Annotated in this window: 11 protein-coding genes; 3 read left to right on the plus strand and 8 right to left on the minus strand. The window is 65.2% G+C overall.

Annotated elements, in window-relative coordinates:
• Window positions 1-10: 10 nt before the first annotated feature.
• A complete protein-coding gene (gene gltX / locus ASG11_RS10480) occupies window positions 11-1,456 on the minus strand; it encodes a glutamate--tRNA ligase (protein ID WP_055778713.1) in 1,446 nt (481 codons plus the stop codon).
• A 27-nt stretch (window positions 1,457-1,483) separates the two neighbouring features.
• Between gltX and ASG11_RS10485 the strand changes: the two genes are divergently transcribed.
• A complete protein-coding gene (locus ASG11_RS10485) occupies window positions 1,484-3,727 on the plus strand; it encodes a ComEC/Rec2 family competence protein (protein ID WP_201781307.1) in 2,244 nt (747 codons plus the stop codon).
• Between the two features lie 339 nt (window positions 3,728-4,066).
• Here the strand turns inward: ASG11_RS10485 and lexA are convergent, their stop codons facing one another.
• The 3 genes from lexA to ASG11_RS10500 all read right to left on the minus strand — a co-directional run bounded on the left by lexA (window position 4,067) and on the right by ASG11_RS10500 (window position 7,567).
• Window positions 4,067-4,732 carry a transcriptional repressor LexA gene (gene lexA, locus ASG11_RS10490; RefSeq protein ID WP_055778716.1) on the minus strand — a complete coding sequence of 222 codons (666 nt, stop codon included), beginning with the start codon at window positions 4,730-4,732 and terminating at the stop codon, window positions 4,067-4,069.
• Between the two features lie 54 nt (window positions 4,733-4,786).
• The gene (locus tag ASG11_RS10495) at window positions 4,787-5,971 is read right to left on the minus strand and encodes a molybdopterin molybdotransferase MoeA (RefSeq protein WP_055778719.1); all 1,185 of its coding nucleotides are present in this window, start codon (window positions 5,969-5,971) and stop codon (window positions 4,787-4,789) included.
• Between the two features lie 111 nt (window positions 5,972-6,082).
• Window positions 6,083-7,567, minus strand: a complete 1,485-nt coding sequence (locus ASG11_RS10500; RefSeq protein ID WP_156363731.1) for a hypothetical protein — start codon at window positions 7,565-7,567, stop codon at window positions 6,083-6,085.
• A 231-nt stretch (window positions 7,568-7,798) separates the two neighbouring features.
• Between ASG11_RS10500 and ASG11_RS10505 the strand changes: the two genes are divergently transcribed.
• Window positions 7,799-9,373: a hypothetical protein gene (locus tag ASG11_RS10505; protein WP_055778727.1), complete on the plus strand. Its 1,575-nt coding sequence runs from the start codon at window positions 7,799-7,801 to the stop codon at window positions 9,371-9,373.
• 450 nt (window positions 9,374-9,823) lie between these two features.
• Window positions 9,824-12,160 carry a TonB-dependent receptor gene (locus tag ASG11_RS10510; RefSeq protein ID WP_055780708.1) on the plus strand — a complete coding sequence of 779 codons (2,337 nt, stop codon included), beginning with the start codon at window positions 9,824-9,826 and terminating at the stop codon, window positions 12,158-12,160.
• A gap of 222 nt (window positions 12,161-12,382) precedes the next feature.
• On the opposite strand, the gene moaC is transcribed toward ASG11_RS10510, so the two are convergent.
• The 4 genes from moaC to ASG11_RS10530 form a co-directional block, all read right to left on the minus strand.
• Window positions 12,383-12,850 (minus strand): cyclic pyranopterin monophosphate synthase MoaC, encoded by a 468-nt coding sequence (moaC, locus tag ASG11_RS10515; RefSeq protein ID WP_055778728.1) that lies wholly within the window; start codon window positions 12,848-12,850, stop codon window positions 12,383-12,385.
• Window positions 12,851-12,944: 94 nt separating this feature from the next.
• Window positions 12,945-13,730 (minus strand): indole-3-glycerol phosphate synthase TrpC, encoded by a 786-nt coding sequence (gene trpC / locus ASG11_RS10520; protein WP_055778731.1) that lies wholly within the window; start codon window positions 13,728-13,730, stop codon window positions 12,945-12,947.
• Window positions 13,727-14,722, minus strand: coding sequence for an anthranilate phosphoribosyltransferase (gene trpD, locus ASG11_RS10525; protein ID WP_055778734.1), 996 nt, complete (start codon window positions 14,720-14,722; stop codon window positions 13,727-13,729). The genes trpC and trpD overlap by 4 nt, the downstream gene beginning before the upstream one ends.
• A gap of 124 nt (window positions 14,723-14,846) precedes the next feature.
• Entirely contained in the window at window positions 14,847-15,431 is a 585-nt protein-coding gene (locus tag ASG11_RS10530) for an anthranilate synthase component II (RefSeq protein WP_055778737.1), read from the minus strand.
• Window positions 15,432-15,536: the final 105 nt, after the last annotated feature.

Raw genomic sequence — 15,536 nt, forward strand, 5'->3', positions numbered from 1 at the left:
CGTAGCCCGTTCAGGCGTTCATGTGATCGGCGATCCGGCCGAGGCTTTCCTCACGCCCGAGCAATACGAGCACGTCGAAAATCCCCGGCGAGGTCTTCTTGCCCGTCAGCGCAGCCCGGAGGGGCTGTGCGACCTGGCCGAGCTTGACCCCGGATTGCTCGGCGACCTGCCGAACCGCGTCTTCGAGTTTCTCCGTATCCCAGCCGTCCAGCGCGTCAAGCGCGCTGTGTGCGGTTGCGAGAATGACGGAAGCCTCACCCTTCAGCAGATCGGCGGCGGCGGGGTCGATTTCAAGCGGCCGTACCGCAAACAGGAAGGCGGTGGCGGCGGTCAGCTCGTTGAGATTGGCCGCGCGGGGTTTCAGCGACGGCATCGCACGGACGATCAGATCGTGCTGCGCCTGCGAAGGCACGAAGCCCAACTTGCCCGCGACGAGCGCCGCGAGACGGGCGTCATCCGACTCCCGCATGTAATGGCCGTTGAGGTTTTCGAGCTTCTTGAGATCGAAGCGCGACGGCGATTTGCCGACGCCGGAAAGGTCGAACCACGCAATCGCCTGTTCGCGGCTGATGACCTCGTCGTCGCCGTGCCCCCAACCGAGCCTGAGCAGGTAGTTGTCCAATGCCTCGGGCAGGATGCCGAGTCCGTCGCGATACGAATCGACCCCAACCGCGCCGTGGCGCTTGCTGAGCTTGGCGCCGTCGGTGCCGTGGATCAGCGGGATGTGGGCGTAGATCGGCTCGGGCCAGCCCATGCCGCGGATCACGGCCAGTTGGCGGAAGGCGTTGTTGAGGTGATCGTCGCCGCGGATGACGTGGGTAACGCCCATGTCGTGATCGTCGACGACGACCGCGAGCATATAGGTCGGCGTGCCATCCGACCGGAGCAAGACGAAATCGTCGAGCTCGGCATTCTGCACGGTGACCGCGCCCTGAACCTTGTCGTCGATCGTGGTCGCGCCGTTTTTCGGTGCCTTGATGCGGACGACGAACGGCGCGCCTTGCGGGGCGTCGCTATCCGGGCGGTCGCGCCAGCGACCGTCATAGCGCATCGGCTGTTTGGCGGCCTTCTGGGACTCGCGCAAAACGGTCAGTTCTTCGGGCGTGGCATAGCATTTGTACGCATTGCCGCTGGCGAGCAGCTGCTTGGCGACCTCGGCATGACGCGCCGCGCGGGCGAACTGATACACGGCGTCGCCGTCCCAATCGAGCCCGAGCCACATCATCGAATCGAGGATCGCGTCGATCGCCGGCTGGGTCGAGCGCGCGCGATCGGTATCCTCGATGCGCAGCAGGAAATCGCCGCCGTGATGGCGGGCGTAGAGCCAGTTGAACAGCGCGGTGCGCGCGCCGCCGATGTGCAGGAACCCGGTCGGCGATGGCGCGAACCGGGTGACGACCTTGGTGGCCGGGGGCGTCGCCTGATCGGCCGCCCCTGCTTCGTTAGTTGCGCCCAACCGCGCTTGCTCCCAAACTTGATGATGATGGCCAGTTCCGCCGCCGAGCCCCCTAGCACGCGTGCCGAGCCGCTTCAAATCGGCGGGCGCGGGGCGTTCGTGCGGGCGCGGGACGGGGTGGAACGGTGGCTGGAGGCGGAGCGCGACCAGATCGCGCTGTGGCTGCCGGTGATGCTGGGGGCGGGGATTGCCGCATGGTTCGTGCTGCCGAACGAGCGGAGCTGGGTGCTGGCCTTGCTGCTGTTCGGCGCGGCGGCGTTCGGGGCGGCGGGGATCGGGCGCGGCGGACGGGCGGCGCGGGCGATCTTGATTGCCGGCCTGGCGGCGGCTTTGGGGCTGGCGTCCGTGTGGTGGCGGGCCGAGCACGCTGGCGGGGTGGTGCTGACCCGGGCGACGATCGCGACGTTCGAGGCGCGGGTGGAGAGTATCCAGCCGCTGCCGGCGCGGGAGCTGGTGCGGTTGCGGTTGGCGCCGACGCGGGTTCTGGATGTCGGAACGGGGCGGAAGGCAACGGCACTCCCCGCCTTCGTTCGGGTCAATCTGGCCGAGGCGGATGTGCCGAAGGGGCTCACGCGCGGGGCGGTGATCGCGCTCAGGGCGAGGCTGATGCCGCCACCCCAGCCCGCGGTGCCGGGCGCGTACGATTATGCGCGGGTGGCGTGGTTCGACCGGATCGGCGGGACGGGACGCGGGTTCGCGCCGGTGAAGATCGTCGCGGCGGGTGAAGCCGAGGGGGCGGCGCTCAGGCAGCGATTGTCGACGCATATCGAGAATAGCCTGGGGGGCAGTGCGGGCGGCATCGCCAGCGCTCTGGCGACCGGCGACGAGGGCGCGATATCCGAAGAGGATGCGGATGCGATGCGGCGATCGGGGCTGGCGCATCTGCTGTCGGTCAGCGGTTTGCACATCACCGCCGTTGTCGCGGCGACGATGCTGGTGGTGGTGCGGCTGCTGGCACTGAGCCCGTGGCTGGCGCTGCGCTTCCGGTTGCCGTTGATCGCGGCGGGCGCGGGCGCGGCGGCGGCGATCGGCTACACGCTGCTGACCGGCAGCCAGGTACCGACGATCCGGTCCTGCGTTGCGGCGTTGCTCGTGCTGGTCGCGCTGGCGCTGGGGCGCGAGGCGATGACGCTCCGGCTGGTCGCGGCGGGGGCGGTGATCGTGTTGCTGCTATGGCCGGAGGCGCTGGCCGGGCCGAGCTTCCAGCTATCGTTCGCGGCGATCACCGCGATCGTGGCGTTGAACGAGCATCCCGGGATCAAGACGTTGGTGATGGCGCGCGACGAACCGCGGGTGAAACGCTTCGGGCGGGCGATCGGGGCACTGGTGCTGACCGGGCTGGCCGTGGAGATCGCGCTGCTGCCGATCGGGCTGTACCATTTCCACAAGGCCGGGCTTTACGGCGTGGCGGCGAACATCGTCGCGATCCCGCTGACGACGTTCGTCATCATGCCCTTGGAAGCGCTGGCGCTGGCACTCGATTTCTTCGGTCTGGGCGCGCCCTTCTGGTGGCTGACGGGCAAGGCGCTGACGATACTGCTGTGGATCGCACGGACGACGGCGCAGGCACCGGGATCGGTCGCCGCGCTGCCCGCGATGCCGGCGGGGGCGTTCGCGGCGATGGTGGTCGGCGGATTGTGGATCGCCCTGTGGCGGACGCGGTGGCGGCGGCTGGGCCTCGCGCCGCTGGGGTTCGGGATCGTCTGGGCCATGATGACGCCGGCACCGGACCTGCTGGTGACGGGCGACGGGCGGCATTTGGCGGTACGGACGGCGGATGGTGGCGTGGCGATGCTGCGCGATCGGGCGGGCGATTACATTTCCGATACGCTCGCCGAGAATGGCGGCGTGGACGGCGTGCCGATGTTGCTGTCCGAACGACCGGAGGCGCGGTGCAGTCGTGATCTGTGCCTGATCGAGCGTCAGGCGGGCGGGCGGACGTGGCGGATTCTGGCGACGCGCAGCCTGTATCTGGTGCCGATACAGGAATTGATCGCGGCGTGCGGGGCGGCGGACATCGTCGTGAGCGAGCGGCGGCTGCCCAGAGCGTGCCGGCCGCGCTGGTTGCGGCTCGACAGGAATATGCTCGCGCGAACCGGTGGCGTGGCGATCACCTTGTCGCGGCAGGATGTCGACAGCGTCGTGCGGCCCGGGGATCGGCATCCGTGGCGGGTGGCGGTTGCGGATGGCAGGCCGTCCGGTTCGTTCGGGAAGGTGCGCTTTTCGGGCGGGCGCTGGCATCGACGTACGGTTCGCAGGGATGCGGAATGAAACGGTGCTCAGGCCGTTGCTATATGTATGCCCGTCATCCTGAACTTGTTTCAGGATCCAGGCGCGGTCATCTGTCAAAAAGACGGTGTCTGTGGACCGGCTGACCGCGCATGGATGCTGAAACAAGTTCAGCATGACGATGTATGTTTGGCGGAGGCGTTGTCGCCCAATGCCATATGCCGCCGCCCGGAATAACGGACCTGTCGAGAACCGCGCGATGGATTCCAGATAACCCTAAGACGACGGTTTGGTTAGAACGGCATCCTACAACGATGAGCGGACCTGCCAGCCTTCGTTGGAGGGCGATGCAAGACGGCTTTCAGTCCGAAGGACCGGACGTCAATCGTAGCGGCGGAGCAGGCCGGCAAGTTTGCCCTGCACGCGAACCTGCTGAGGGGCATAACGCTGTGGATCGTAGGCGCGGTTGGCGGGATCGAGCCGGACCATGGCACCTTCGCGGCGGAAGTATTTGAGCGTCGCTTCGCTATCCTCGATCAGTGCCACCACGATCTCGCCGTCGCGGGCGGTATCGGCACGGCGGATGAGGGCGTAGTCGCCGTCGAGAATACCGGCCTCGACCATCGAATCGCCCGACACTTCCAGCGCATAATGTTCGCCGCTACCGAGCAAGGCGGCCGGGACGGCGAGCATCGCGCTACCCTCGAACGCCTCGATCGGCACACCGGCGGCGATCCGGCCGTGCAGCGGAATCTCGATCACGTCGTTGGCCGGTTCCGGCAGAGTGCGGATATTGCTGGGGGGTGCCTTGACGATCGGCTTCGTTTCGCCGCGTTCCGGCATCTTCAAAACTTCGAGCGCGCGGGCGCGGTTGGGCAGGCGGCGGATGAACTTGCGTTCCTCCAGCGCGCTGATCAGACGGTGGACACCCGACTTCGACTTGAGGTCGAGCGCCTCCTTCATCTCCTCGAACGAGGGGGATACGCCCGATTCCTCCAGGCGATCGTTGATGAAGCAGATAAGCTCGTGCTGCTTGCGCGTAAGCATAGCGTTCCTCCGTCAGAACAGACGAGGAACCTTTACGGAACGCTTCGGGGGGTGTCAAGCGAGAGGGAGGATGTCCACCAACTCGCCGATTTCCGCTGCCGGCGCGTGCGCCGGACGCAGCACGAGGCAGTCGGCGCGGGCGAGCGTTCGGAGCATCGAGCTGTCCTGGATGGTCGAGGCATGGACGCGCCCGTCACGCAATTCGGCGCGCAGGTAATCGGTGCGGTGATCGTTGGCGCGCAGCGGTTCGCCGAGCGGGGCGGCAAACGTGCGGGGCAGGGGATCGGCCGCGCCGGACATGGCGGCGACTAGCGGCCGAAGAAAGATCGTCGCGGTGACGAACGCGGATACCGGATTGCCAGGCAGGCCGAGCACGACGGCGTCGCCCAGTCGCCCGGCCATCATCGGCTTGCCGGGGCGGAGCGCGATCTTCCAGAAATCGATCGTGCCGCCGGCGGCCTCGAGCGCGGGCCGGACGAGATCGTGATCGCCGACCGACGCTCCGCCGGTGGTGACGAGGATGTCGGCGCGGACAGCCGCGAAGGCGGCGGTCATGACGGCGAGATCGTCGGGGATGATGCCGAGATCGATGATGTCGACCGGCAGATCGCGCAGCAGCGCGGCGAGCATCAGGCCGTTGGTTTCGGGAAGCTTGGCCGGATCGCCGCTGCCGGGGCGGGCGAGTTCGTCGCCGGTGGCGGCGATCGCGACGGTTAGGCGGCGCGCGACCGGGAGCGTGGCGTGGCCACCGAGCGCGCCAAGCGCGAGCGCCGCCGGGGTCAGGCGCTCGCCTTTCGCGATCAGTATGTCGCCGGTGGAGAAGTCCAGTCCGCGCGGGCGGACGCTGCTCGCGTGGCGGGCGGGGCCTTCGCCGGTGAGGTGGATCGTGTCGCCGTCGCGCGTAGCCTCTTCCTGGACGAGGATCGTGTCGGTGCCTGGCGGCAGGGCTGCGCCGGTAAAGATGCGCACCGTTTCGCCCGCGCCGACCGCGCCGGAAAAGGCGTGGCCGGCAGCGCTTTCGCCGACCAGCGCGAACGGGCCGGGGAGGTCTTCGTACCGGATCGCATAGCCGTCCATCGCCGATAGATCGGCTTCGGGCTGGGTGCGGCGGGCCGGGATGGCATCGGTCGTCCAGCGGCCGATGGCGTGCGCGAGCGGGACGGTCTCCGACGGGATGGCGGGAGCGAGCGCGAAGAGTCGGGTCTGGGCGTCCACGACGGCGAGGAGAGCGGGGGGCATGGCGGCTCAGTGTCACGATCGCGCGCCGGAAGACAGCGGGATTGTCGTGGTGATCGAGAATAGCGTTCTCTGCGGTTCGATTTGATGGAGATTCCGGCTGTGCACCGACGGCTATATCCGGTCGTCCCAGTCCTCTGGCGCGACGCGTTCCGGGAAGTCCCTATAAAGAGGATTAGGCCATTTGCCGGTCCAGCATCTCGCCGGATCGTATGGCTTGATCTTCGCCGGTGTCTGGGGTGCGATCAGGCGATTGGCGTGCGACCAAGGCGTGACATAGGTATCGAAGCCGCCGGGTACGACGCCGAAATAGCTGCAGACGACTTCCGGCGCGCGTGGATAGATGACAGCGCGGACGACATCGAACGCCGGAGTCGCCGCGCCGAGCAGCAACGCGCCGATCATGATGTTGCGCCACAATTCACGGCCGGGTACGGCTGGCTTCACCAGCACATCGGCGACCGACAATGAAAGGATGGCTAGCGCGGGAATCGAGGCGCGCATGACGAAATCGTTCGAGGTGCCGACTTGAATGAATGGCGCAACGAGCAGGACGATTGCAGTGACAGCAATCGTAGTGCCGCCAAATCGACCGTGCCGTCCGATGAACCAGAGCCCGACCAGATAGGGGCCGACCTCGATCAGTTCGAAGATGAGATATTGGGACAGGTCGATGGCCGCACTTCCGCCGCCCACCGCGCCGCTGCCCGATGCAAGATACAGCAGGCTAGGCGTCGAGAGTGCCAGCGTGAGCGCGGGCGGCCCGATGTCGCGCGGGCGAACCTGCCCGCGCATCAGCGCTGCGATGGCGCCGAACGCTGCGAACGGCGCAATGCCCATCACAGCGAACGGCGACCAAAGAGCGAGCAGCGGGATTGGGGCCAGGAACGCCGCCAGGGAAATTTTGCCGGTCCTCCACAGCAGAAAGAGCAATGCGCCGACCCAGCCGGCCAGTCCATGTTGAGGCACGGCGAAAGCCTGGGTCAGATGCGCGGTGAAGATGGCGACGTTCCACCGTTCGGACGTCGCCAGAAGCGATTGTCCGGCCATCAACTGACCGACGATGTCCATTCCGCTGAAGCCGAGAAAGATCGCGAGCGCAATCTTGCGGGACCGGGCGTCCTCAAACAGGTGACTGCCGAGCAGGAACAGCACGGCAAGCAACGCGCTATTCTGGACGAACAATGCCCATTCTGCGGCGTGATAGCCCGACTCTTTGCCGATCAAGGCGGGTGCCAAATACATGCCGAGCGGCGCGCGCAACAGATCTGGCGTCGACCGGACATCGTAGACGAAAGGCCAGGGATAGATGGTGAGATCGCGCAGAACCGCGGCGCGCACCTGCCAATCGGTGTGCGCGTAGAACAGGCGTCCTTCGCCACCGAGCAGGAATATGATCGCCGCGACGGAGCCGCAGACCAGCACGGTCTTGGCACCCGGCCGGTATTCGGCGTCGATGCCAGCATGCCGGGCCAGGAGGAAAGCCGGCGCTGCCATTAAAGCAATGACGGGAAGGCCCCACAGCGGCACGAGGCCGAGAAACAGCCAGAGCAGCAATTGGTCGAGACCCAGCGCGAAACACAGGATCGCAACCAGCATTGTCGGCGTGGCGACATCGCGCGTGCCCTTCGCCGCAGCGACGGCATTAGATATCATGATCGGCGCTCACCGGGCCGGGATATCGGTTCGGTCTCAAAAGATGGTTAAGGGCGCAGCTGCCTCACGCAGACTCCGACCACAATTTACTGGCCGTTCGCCACGGATCCCGTAAGGTTCGAGGATATCGAGGGTGTCTTCGATGCGATGGCTGGTGGCGTGGGGGCGTCATACATGACGAAAAAGATGCGCGCGTCGCCGGAGCCGACCTACATCGCGCGATCCATTTCCGCCATTGCATCGCGCCCGGCTTTGGCAATAACCTTGTTCATCTGTGCGATCACCGCGATCCTGTTGGTTGCGTTGCCGCGGCCGCTCAGTCCGGATATTTCGGGTCAGCTCTGGATCGCCGACCGCCTGCGCCATGGTGCGCGTCTTTATATCGACATCAGCGAGATCAATCCGCCGTTATGGTTTTGGCTGGCGATGCCGATAGACTTGCTGGCCGATTTGATGGGCATCCGAGCGGAGGACGGTCTGATCACGGTGATGGGCGGCGCGGCGCTGGCCAGCCTGCTCGCGACGGATCGGCTGCTGATCGGATATACTCCGGCCCTGCGCACCCCGATCTTGTTATACGCCGCATGTATCCTGCTAATCATGCCGTTGCGCGATCTGGGCCAGCGCGAGCAGATGGCCCTGATCGGCGCGGTGCCTTATGCCGCGTTGATCGCTGCGCGACGCCAGGGATTGCCCGTTTCGGCCTGGTTGGCCGGGATCGTGGGTTTCGGGGCGGCGATCGGATTTGCGCTCAAGCATTATTTCGTCGGCGTGCCGCTGCTACTGGAAGTTTGGCTCTTGTTCAGCTTGCGCCGCAAATGGCGACCCTTTCGCATCGAGTTGCTGGTGCTGATGTCCGCAGGGTTGGGATATTTCGGGGCGATCCTGATCGTGACGCCTGGCTATCTGCGGGTTTCGGTGCCTGAACTTGCGCTGGCTTATGGCGCCGTCGGGGCACCCGGCTTGCAATACATGATCCGTCCAGCACAACCGGTGTGGTTGCTGATCCTGTGCGGCATGGCGGCTGAGCGTGGCGTTGCGCGACGCCCTTTGCCGCCGATCACGATGGCGCTGTTGACCGCAGCGGCCGGTTTTTTCATCGGCTGGGCGATCCAGCATAAAGGCTGGCCGTATCAGAGCATCGCGACGACCGGAACGCTGGCGATTGCGATGGCAACTGCGCTGGCCGACCTTCTGGGCCGGCCCGGTGCGCGCCCGCGCCTGATTGCTGTCGTGGCGCTGATTGGGGCCGTCTCGCTGTTTCTGGCACCCACCCAATGGGTGCCGGTGTCGGATAGCGACATCGCAGCTGCTCTGGCCGACTTGAAATCCGGTGATGCAATCGCGATCATTTCAAACGAAGGGCGCACCGCCTGGCCGTCAACAGTGGGACGCGGCTTGCGCTTTGCCGGGCGGCGCGGATCCTTCTGGATATTTGCGGCGGTCGACGCGAACATGCAGGGGAAGAAGGATCCGCGGATCGCCGCGCTCGGTCGCAATGTGGTAGCTGAGGCGGTGCGGGATTATCGCTGCCTGCCACCCAAGCGGATCATCTTTTCGCCAGGCAAAGCAGCGAGGGGGGTCATCAGCGCATCGGACAATCCGCTGGGATATTTCAACCACGATCCCGATTTCATGCGCCTGATTCAGAACTACCGGCGGCTGGAGCTGCCGGGCCATTTCGATGCCTTCCAACTGGTGCGGCCGCTAAATCCCCTGCGCGACGCCCGGTGCCCGCGCGGCATTTAAAGGAGCCGACGGTTGCAGTGTCAGAAAAGGCCGGACGTCTTACTCAGAATCAAGAAGATCACGGCATAGGCCAAGGCGTCGGCGAACAGCGTTTTCATGATATTTCTCGGCAGATGGCGACAAGGTCCTGCGCCGGACTTTGCAGAGTGATGATAGTAGCACAGGGGCTGACGTTATCCTGACTTAGTTAACAAACCGTCATCGAGGCACCACGTTGTCGACCTTTCTCGTGTGTCATCGCAACGTGGCGAAAAAACCACATTCGTCACATTTCGACGAGGATGAGAACTGTGTCACGATTCGGTCTCAATCGTTACTTAATGCTTCCGGCAAGGCGGGGACGAGCCAAATTTTAGCGAGGGGAAGCGGTGGTCGCCTGCGTGGCGAGCGGCGTGCCTTTCTGCGCGCGAATTCAATCAAACCAATAGTTTAGAGTTCAGGGACAGAATGATGTTGAACAAGACTTTCGCCAAATCCGCCTTGCTGATCGGCACGGCCTTCGGTGCGATGATGATCCCGACCCTGGCCGCCGCGCAGGACGTTCCCGCCGCAGCGCCGGTCGCGGACGCATCCAGCGACGGCGAGATCGGCGAGATCGTGGTGACGGCCGAGCGCCGCAGCGAAAATTTGCAGAAGGTGCCGGTGTCGGTTGCCGTCGTGAGCGGCGATGCGCTGCGCACGATCCAGACCGGCGGCGAAGACATCCTGTCGCTCTCTGGCCGCGTGCCCGGCCTGTATGCCGAGACGACCACCGGCCGCATCTTCCCGCGCTTTTACATTCGTGGCCTGGGCAACGTGGATTTCTATCTCGGCGCGTCGCAGCCGGTGTCGATCATCCAGGACGATGTCGTGCTCGAGCATGTCGTGCTGAAGTCGAATCCGGTGTTCGACGTCAACCAGGTGGAAGTGCTGCGCGGTCCGCAGGGGTCGCTGTTCGGTCGCAACACGACGGCCGGCATCATCAAGTTCGACACGATCCGCCCGAGCCAAGTCTTCCAGGGCCGGGCTTCGGCGTCGTACGGCACCTACAACACGGTGACGGCGGACGTCGGCGTTGGCGGCCCGATCATCGCCGACAAGCTCGCCTTCCGCATTTCGGGCCTGTACCAGCACCGTGACGATTGGGTGAGCAACACCTTCACCGGCACCGGCGCGGACGGCACCAAGGGCGGCAAGGACGTGATGGGCGGCTTCGACGAGAAGGACGTCCGCCTGCAGTTGCTGTTCACGCCGACCAGCGACCTGTCGATCAACGTTTCGGGCCATGCGCGCGATTATGACGGCACGGCGTCGATCTTCCATCGCGGCGCGCTCAAGAAGGGTTCGAACAACGTTCAGGCCGAGCCGCGCACCAGCTTTGCGCAGGACGAGGGCGACAACAACCCGCAGGCGTACAAGACGTACGGCGCATCGGTGAATGCGGCATGGGATTTCGGCCCGGTCACGCTGACCTCGATCACCGCCTATGAAACGAGCCATGGTTCGAGCCGTGGCGACACCGATGGCGGCGTGGCACAGAATTATGCCGGTCGCCCGTCCTATGGCCAGAGCCGCGGTAATCTGCGCAACCTCGACCAGTGGACGCAGGAAGTGCGCCTCGCCAGCAACAGCGACGGTGCGCTGAAGTGGCAGGTCGGCGGCCTGTATTTTGACAGCCGCGACGATACCGAATTCTACCAGCGGACCTATTTCCTGACCGGCCCGGACCTGAACGGCGCGCTGCCGAACCCGAACAACTTCGTGCGGCTGCATGACATCAACACGTCGTGGTCGGTGTTCGGCCAGGCCAGCTACCAGCTGACCCCGGCGCTGACGATCACCGCCGGCGGGCGCGTGACCGAGGACAAGAAGTCGACGGAGCTGGTGCGCAGTGTGAAGAACGCGGCGGGCACGGTGGATTCGTTCCCGGCTACGGCACCCCGTTATGTCCAGTTGAAGGACACGCAGCCGAGCTGGGATGTCTCCGCGCGCTACGAATTCACGCCCGACGTCAGCGCCTATGCCAAGGTCGCCCGTGGTTTCCGTGGCCCGACCATCCAGGGGCGTTCGGCGGTGTTCAACTCGCCCTTCACCACGGCCAATTCGGAAACGATCATGTCGTATGAGGCGGGCCTGAAGACCCGTCCGTTCAACAACATGACCTTCAACGTCACGGGCTTCACCTACAAGGTGAAGGACATCCAGCTGAACGGCAACGATGCCAACGGCAACGGCGTGCTGTTCAACGCCGATCATGCCAACGCCTACGGCTTCGAAGCCGAGCTGGAATGGAAGCCGATCCGCAACATCAGCATCTCGCTGGGTGGCAGCGCGCTGCACACCGAGATCAAGGACAAGAACGTCTATGCCCAGGTGTGTGCGCTGAACGGCGCGGTAACCTGCACGGTGCAGGACCCGACCAAGATCGCGATCATCTTCGGTGCGCCAGCCACGCTGGCACAGATCGACGGCAACCCGCTGCCGAACGCGCCGAAGTGGCAGCTCGACGCCGCCGTGCGGTACGACATTCCGCTGTGGACCGGCGGCAAGATGTTCGTTTCGACCGACTGGAACGTGCAGGGCTACACCAACTTTGTGCTCTACAAGACGGCGGAATTCTATTCGAACGGCAATTTCGAAGGTGGCCTGAAGGTCGGCTACACCACGGCAGACAACAAGTACGAGGTCGCGGCGTTCGCCCGCAACATCACCAACGAGAAGAACCTCAAGGGTGTGATCGAGAACTACAATGCCGCGATCTTCAACGAACCGCGGATCATCGGCGTGTCGCTGAGCGGCAAGTTCTGATCGGGCGGTCTTTCGGATCGTGATCCGGGAGGGCGGTGCGCTTAGGGCGCGCCGCCCTTTTTTTGGGTGCGAGGCGGCTAACGAATGCTGCTGTCATCTTGAACTTGGTTCAGGATCCATTTCGTCTCTCGGGCGGTCGTGTGTGCGGCACGATGGATCCTGAAACGAGTTCAGGATGACGGGAATTGGGGTTGGGAATCGCACCGCAGCACCGGGTGAGACTCAGGCGCGATACTCGCCGGATTTGCCGCCGGTTTTGGCGAGCAGGCGGATTCCGTCGATCGTCATGGCCTTGTCGATCGCCTTGGCCATGTCGTAGATCGTCAGCAACGTGACTGAGACGGCGGTGAGCGCCTCCATCTCGACGCCGGTCTTGCCGTCGGTGCGCGCGGTGGCGGTGGCGGTGACGCCGGTGTCGTCGGTGACGAGGTCGATTGCGACACGAGTCAGCGGCAACGGATGGCAGAGCGGGATCAGGTCGCTCGTGCGCTTGGCAGCCATGATGCCGGCGATGCGGGCGACGGCGAGGACATCACCCTTGGCCGCTGCACCGGATCGGATCGCGGCGGCGGCTTGCGCGCTCATCGTGATGCGACCCTCGGCGATCGCCTCGCGCGCGGTGCTCTGCTTGGCGGAGACGTCGACCATGTGCGCCGCGCCGGCGGAATCGAGGTGGGTGAGGTTGGTCATATCTGCACCCTATCCGTTCGTTTCTAGCGAAGTCGAGAAGCCTGTGCGTGGCGCTTGTTTCTCGACTTCGCTCGAAACGAAGGGGGAGCGCGGCTTACCCAACCAAAGCCCGGGTTGCCGCCTCGACATCGTCCTGCCGCATCAGAGCCTCGCCGATCAGGAAGCATTTGACGCCATGTTCGGCCATCGCCTCGAGATCGGCGCGCACCGTCAGGCCGCTTTCGGCGACGAAGGTGCAGCCCTTGGGGGCCCTGGACACCAACTCGTACGTGCGGGCGAAATCGACGGTGAAGTCGCGCAGATTGCGGTTGTTGACGCCGATGAGGCGCGATTTGAGCTTCATCGCGCGATCGAGTTCCTTCTGGTCGTGCACTTCCACCAGCACGTCCATGCCGCACTCGATCGCGCTCGCCTCGATCTCGGCGAGCAGGTGATCGTCCAGCGCGGACATGATCAGCAGGATCGCGTCGGCCCCGATGCTGCGCGATTCGGGCACCTGCCATGGATCGACCATGAAATCCTTGCGCAGGACGGGCAGGTCGCAGGCGGCGCGCGCATCGATCAAATATTGGTCGGCACCTTGGAACCAGCGTTCGTCGGTCAACACCGACAGGCAGGCGGCACCGCCGGCCTGATAGGCACGGGCGTGCGCGGGGGGATCGAAGTCCTCGCGGATCAGGCCCTTGGACGGGCTTGCCTTCTTGATCTCGGCGATCAGGGCGTGGCCGGTCAGCGCCTTGGCATCGAGCGCTGCGCGGAAACCGCGGGGCTTGGATTGCGCGGCGATGCGGGCGTCGAGCGCGGAGAGCGGGGTGGTCGCCTTGCGTGCGGCGATATCGGCGCGCTTGGTTTCGAGGATGCGATCGAGAATGTCGGTCATGAATATGCGATCCAGCAGTCCAGCAACGCGTTGGCGTGGCCGGCATCGAGCGCTTCGGCGGCGGCGGCGGCTCCATCGGTGAGGGTGGGGCTATGCCCGGCGACGACAAGAGCGGCGGCGGCGTTGAGCAGGACGGCATCGCGATAGCCGCCGGTTTCGCCCTCGAGCAGACGGCGCAGCGCGCGGGCGTTGTACGCCGGATCGCCGCCATGGATCGCGGCTATCGGGTGGCGGGGTAGGCCGGCATCCTCGGGCGCGAGCCGGCCGGGGAGCGCTGCGGTGCCGACATTGACGATCACGCTCGGGCCGGCACCGGACAGTTCGTCCAAACCCTCTTCGCCCGAGACGACGATCGCCGCCTCGGTGCCGAGCTGTTCCAACGCCTCGGCGTAGAGCGACGTGTAATCGGGCCGGGCGATGCCGATCAACTGCCGGGTGACGCGCGCGGGATTGGCGAGCGGACCCATCAGGTTGAAGATCGTGCGCCTGCCGATGTGGCGGCGGATCGGGGTGATGCGCTTCATCACCGGGTGGTGATTGGCCGCGAACAGGAAGCAGATGCCGAGATCGTTGAGCGTCGCCTGGGCGAGCGTGCCGGCGCGTTCCATGTCGAGGCCGAGCGCCTCAAGCGTATCGGCGGCACCGGCCTTGGAGGAGGCGGCGCGGTTGCCGTGCTTGGCGACGGGCACGCCGCAGGCGGCGACGACGAGACTGACGGCGGTGGAGACGTTGAGCGTATGGTATCCGTCGCCGCCCGTGCCGCAGACGTCGATCGCGCCGACCGGCGCATCGATCGGGATCAGACGGGCACGAAGCGCACGCGCGGCTTCCGCGATCTCGATACTGGTCTCGCCGCGATCGGTGAGCGCGATGAGGAAGTCGGCGATGGCCTCTTCCGAGGTGCGCGCGTCGAGGATGTCGGCGAAGGCCTGGGCAGCGGATTCGCGGGATAGCGGGGAGGTGGGGTTGGGTAGAGAAATGAGGGTCGTCATGCCTTACCCTCAACCGTCATTCCGGACTCGATCCGGGATCCAACGCGCCGCAAACCAACCGCGCGTTGATCACGCGGCACGTTGGATCCCGGATCAAGTCCGGGATGACGATGCTTTTGAAAACTCACGCCAATGCCCCGACTGGCATTCCGGCGATGCGCAGGAAGTTCGCCAGCATCGCGTGGCCGTGTTCGGTCGCGATGCTTTCGGGGTGGAACTGCACGCCGTGGATCGGCAGGTGCGCGTGGCGGAAGCCCATCACCGAGCCATCGGTGCTGCGTGCGTTGACGATCAGGTCGGCGGGAATGTCCTCGACGATCAGCGAGTGGTAGCGGGTGGCGGTGAACGGGCTGGGCAGGCCTTCGAACAGGCCGGTGCCGTCATGCTCGACCGGCGAGGTCTTGCCGTGCATCAGCCCGCCGCGCACGACATTGCCGCCGAAATGCTGGCCGATCGCCTGATGGCCGAGGCACACGCCGAGCAACGGCTTGCCTGCATCCGCGCAGGCGGCGACGAGATCGAGGCTGATGCCAGCCTGCGTGGGCGTGCACGGGCCGGGCGAGATCAGAAACGCCTGGGCATTGCTCTCGATCGCCTCGCGCGCGGTGAGCGCATCGTTTCGCACCACCTTCACCTCGGCACCCAATTCCATCAGATAGTGGACCAGGTTCCAGGTGAAGCTGTCGTAATTGTCGATCACCAATATCATGTGCGCGCCATAGCCGATGCGTGATGCAGCGCAACAGCGCCGCGCTTTCGCCCTCATTCCGCTTCATTCAGGATGGAGCAATCGCGCATGTCGGACGTTGGTTTG

It is taken from the genome of Sphingomonas sp. Leaf357 (genome assembly GCF_001423845.1).
GTDB lineage: Bacteria > Pseudomonadota > Alphaproteobacteria > Sphingomonadales > Sphingomonadaceae > Sphingomonas.

Coding starts and splice junctions, on each gene's coding strand:
- trpC (WP_055778731.1), bottom strand. CDS start 13,730: ATGACCGACATTCTCGATCGCATCCTCGAAACCAAGCGCGCCGATATC.
- ASG11_RS10530 (WP_055778737.1), bottom strand. CDS start 15,431: ATGATATTGGTGATCGACAATTACGACAGCTTCACCTGGAACCTGGTC.
- trpD (WP_055778734.1), bottom strand. CDS start 14,722: ATGACGACCCTCATTTCTCTACCCAACCCCACCTCCCCGCTATCCCGC.
- ASG11_RS10510 (WP_055780708.1), top strand. CDS start 9,824: ATGTTGAACAAGACTTTCGCCAAATCCGCCTTGCTGATCGGCACGGCC.
- ASG11_RS10505 (WP_055778727.1), top strand. CDS start 7,799: ATGACGAAAAAGATGCGCGCGTCGCCGGAGCCGACCTACATCGCGCGA.
- lexA (WP_055778716.1), bottom strand. CDS start 4,732: ATGCTTACGCGCAAGCAGCACGAGCTTATCTGCTTCATCAACGATCGC.
- ASG11_RS10495 (WP_055778719.1), bottom strand. CDS start 5,971: ATGCCCCCCGCTCTCCTCGCCGTCGTGGACGCCCAGACCCGACTCTTC.
- ASG11_RS10485 (WP_201781307.1), top strand. CDS start 1,484: ATGGCCAGTTCCGCCGCCGAGCCCCCTAGCACGCGTGCCGAGCCGCTT.
- ASG11_RS10500 (WP_156363731.1), bottom strand. CDS start 7,567: ATGCTGGTTGCGATCCTGTGTTTCGCGCTGGGTCTCGACCAATTGCTG.
- moaC (WP_055778728.1), bottom strand. CDS start 12,850: ATGACCAACCTCACCCACCTCGATTCCGCCGGCGCGGCGCACATGGTC.